Genomic DNA, 2909 nt, shown 5'->3' with positions numbered 1-2909 from the left:
GAAAAAAAGAAAATTGATGCAATGAAGGCGATTTTGTCTTCCGGAAAAATGGGATCAAGAAATATATTACTATTTTCGATTGGAATAAATACCGCCTATCGAATTTCAGATTTACGCCGATTGAAATTATCAGACGTCTTAATTATTTCTCGTGGTCGAGTGATCGCGAAGGAACGATTAGAAATGAAAGAACAAAAGACCGGTAAACACAATTCCATTATTATTTCGAATAAATTGAGAAAACAGATTTTAGAATATGTGAATGAAGCATTTCCTTCTCAGGTAGCAACAAATGATTTTGATCACTTTCTATTTCCAAGTCGAAAAGGAGAGGATCAGCCATTAAGCCGGCAAGCACTTTGGGATGTGTTAAGTAAAGCAGCAAAAAGTATAGGGATGAAAAATATCGGAAGTCACTCGATGAGAAAAACATTTGGGTATTTTCTTTATAAGAATGGGACACATATTGAGATCATACAGGAGCTATTAAATCATTCATCGCAGCGTGAGACATTACGCTATATTGGAATCACACAAGAGGATAAAGATACGGCAGTCATGAGTTTGGATTTATAGTGTGAGACTATTTACTATATAATAGAAGAAACACGTCATTTTTTTCGAAAAGAAGCCATCATGTGAGTAGATTAGAATACAATAAAGGTCCTGAATAGATTCACAAATGAATGAACTAAAAGTAGTAGGAATCTGATGAGCAATGCTTGATCGGTATAAGAAATAAGAAAATACCAGGAGGGAAAATATGTTAACAAATAAATTAGGCATTACAAATCAAGTTGAATTAGCAAGAGTAGGAGAAAAGCTTAGTAAATTGAATGCAAAGGAATTATACGATAGTGGGGACATTGATAAACTAGAAGTAGGAACATTCAAAGGGCTAGCAGATATTCATCAGTACCTTTTCTCAGATATTTATGAATTTGCCGGTGAAATTAGAACGGTAAATATTGCTAAAGGAAATTTTAGATTTGCGCCGGTGATGTATTTAAAAGTTTCATTAGATCATATTGATCAAATGCCGCAATCAACAATCGATGAAATTGTAGCAAAATATGTTGAGATGAACATTGCTCACCCATTTCGTGAAGGAAATGGGTGTAGTACAAGAATATGGCTGGATCTGATTCTTAAACAAGAAATTAACAAAGTAATCGATTGGAATCTAATTAACAAAGAAGATTATCTTTCTGCGATGGAACGTAGTCCGATTAATGATTTGGAAATTGCTCATTTAATTAAGCAGGCACTAACTTCGTTAGTAAATGATCGTGAAACATACATGAAAGGTATCGATGTTAGTTATTACTACGAAGGATATACAGAGTTCAATACTGAAGACTTGTAATCAGGGAAAAAGGCTAAAATAACACCAAAACTTATAACTAAATCTATATGCCATAAACATACGTTATTGGTAGAGCGATTCTAAGGTCATTTCAACTTTTAAACTGAGGTATTATCTTAAGTGAGGGATCTGAGGATTCTCAAAAGCGTCCGTTTTTAGCAAAATAAAAAAGCTGCCCCAAAACTAGGCTAACTTCCAGCAATGTTAGTATTTTACGTTCATTAGATCATTGAATAGACAAATTATCGAAAACGCTCGATAGTTGCATGCATGAGATCAAAGAATGATCAGTATAAATGTTAGTAGTTTGACAAAATAAAGTTTTAGATGTATTCTAAACAAGAATATAACAGATTATGAGATACACCAAACCCCACCATCCGCTAAATGGTGGGGTTCTTTTTGGCTTTCAGTCGCTTTATTTGCTCCGTTTGTCAAGCCAGTGTTTGAATAGCGCTAAAACTATCCCTACAACAATAGGAGCAATCAACGTTGAATATAACAAGATCACAAGAATACACCCCCCTTCTGCGATTGTATCGCTGAAGAGGAAAGCGACCACTTTCAGTGTATCAGAAATTAAGTTGAAAAGCTGTCTTTTTTTGCAAAAAAAGACATGTGAAAAGGAGACACACCAACGCTACGTTGCAAAGGGTCTCATTAGTCTATTGTGAAGACAACTTGTGGTTTGTGAAAAAAACAGATAAATGTAATTTGTGATAAATTGTATCGAGAAATAAAGCTTGATATAAGAATTTAAAAAAACTTTTGTTATTTAATGTAGAGTGTAAAAACTAAAGCATACAAATTGAAGGATTAAGATTTCTTTGTTAAAATATAAGGATAGGAGGTGTTAGCATGGACAAAATAAAACAAATATTCACACCAAAGCGAGTAATTGCTCTTATCATTGTTATATTAATCATTTTGTTTGCATTTCAGAATTTTCAAACTGTAGAACTATCTTTGATTTTCTTTTCTTTAAATTTACCATTACTTATACTGATTCTTATTCTTTATGTATTGGGAATTATCACCGGATGGGCAATCAAAAGAAATGACATAAAAAAGATTGTCAATGATGTGCAAAAAGAAACAAGTGAAGAGCTATCGGAATTACAAGAACAATTAAAAAAAAAATAATGAAATTATTACTATTATAGGAGGAAATGATATGACAGACAAAGGAAATATCGATAAAATCAAAGGAAAAGCAAAAGAAGTTGCTGGAGATGTTACTGGTGACAATAAGCAAAAAGCAGAAGGGTTTCTAGATCAAACGATTGGTAAAGCAAAAGAAGTCGCTTCTGATGCGAAAGACAAGCTAGATGACGTTGTTGAAAACGTAAAAGGAAAATTAGATAAATAATTGAGTTAAAGGCAAACCAATTTGGTTTGCCTTATTTTAATAAAAAAACCTGTGAATTTTTGTATCGGTAGCAGCACGCATGAGAACCTAAGTAAATGAAAATAATTATTTATTAATTGTAAAAAACGATTTACTTGTAACCTTATATAATGTATAATATATTTATACATTATA

At 32.4% G+C, this 2909-nt stretch carries 5 protein-coding genes; 4 read left to right on the top strand and 1 reads right to left on the bottom strand.

The window, feature by feature from the left end; genetic code table 11:
- On the top strand, nucleotides 1-576 hold a 576-nt coding region (locus A5819_RS17955; protein ID WP_086353088.1), incomplete at its 5' end, for a tyrosine-type recombinase/integrase.
- A 187-nt stretch (nucleotides 577-763) separates the two neighbouring features.
- Nucleotides 764-1366 (top strand): protein adenylyltransferase Fic, encoded by a 603-nt coding sequence (fic, locus tag A5819_RS17950; RefSeq protein ID WP_086281961.1) that lies wholly within the window; start codon nucleotides 764-766, stop codon nucleotides 1364-1366.
- Between the two features lie 418 nt (nucleotides 1367-1784).
- On the opposite strand, the gene A5819_RS19065 is transcribed toward fic, so the two are convergent.
- Nucleotides 1785-1877: a type I toxin-antitoxin system Fst family toxin gene (locus A5819_RS19065; protein WP_254907342.1), complete on the bottom strand. Its 93-nt coding sequence runs from the start codon at nucleotides 1875-1877 to the stop codon at nucleotides 1785-1787.
- Nucleotides 1878-2224: 347 nt separating this feature from the next.
- Here A5819_RS19065 and A5819_RS17945 point away from each other — a divergent pair, with 347 nt between their 5' ends.
- Together A5819_RS17945 and A5819_RS17940 are read left to right on the top strand one after the other, a co-directional pair.
- The gene (locus tag A5819_RS17945; protein WP_086353087.1) at nucleotides 2225-2509 is read left to right on the top strand and encodes a DUF1049 domain-containing protein; all 285 of its coding nucleotides are present in this window, start codon (nucleotides 2225-2227) and stop codon (nucleotides 2507-2509) included.
- Between the two features lie 31 nt (nucleotides 2510-2540).
- On the top strand, nucleotides 2541-2735 hold the full coding sequence (locus A5819_RS17940) for a CsbD family protein (RefSeq protein ID WP_086353086.1): 195 nt from the start codon (nucleotides 2541-2543) through the stop codon (nucleotides 2733-2735).
- The last annotated feature ends 174 nt before the right edge of the window (nucleotides 2736-2909 follow it).

The organism is Enterococcus sp. 7E2_DIV0204, from assembly GCF_002140855.1.
In the GTDB taxonomy this organism is placed as follows: Bacteria; Bacillota; Bacilli; order Lactobacillales; family Enterococcaceae; genus Enterococcus_L; species Enterococcus_L lemimoniae.
This window is presented reverse-complemented; position numbering and strand designations above follow the sequence as displayed.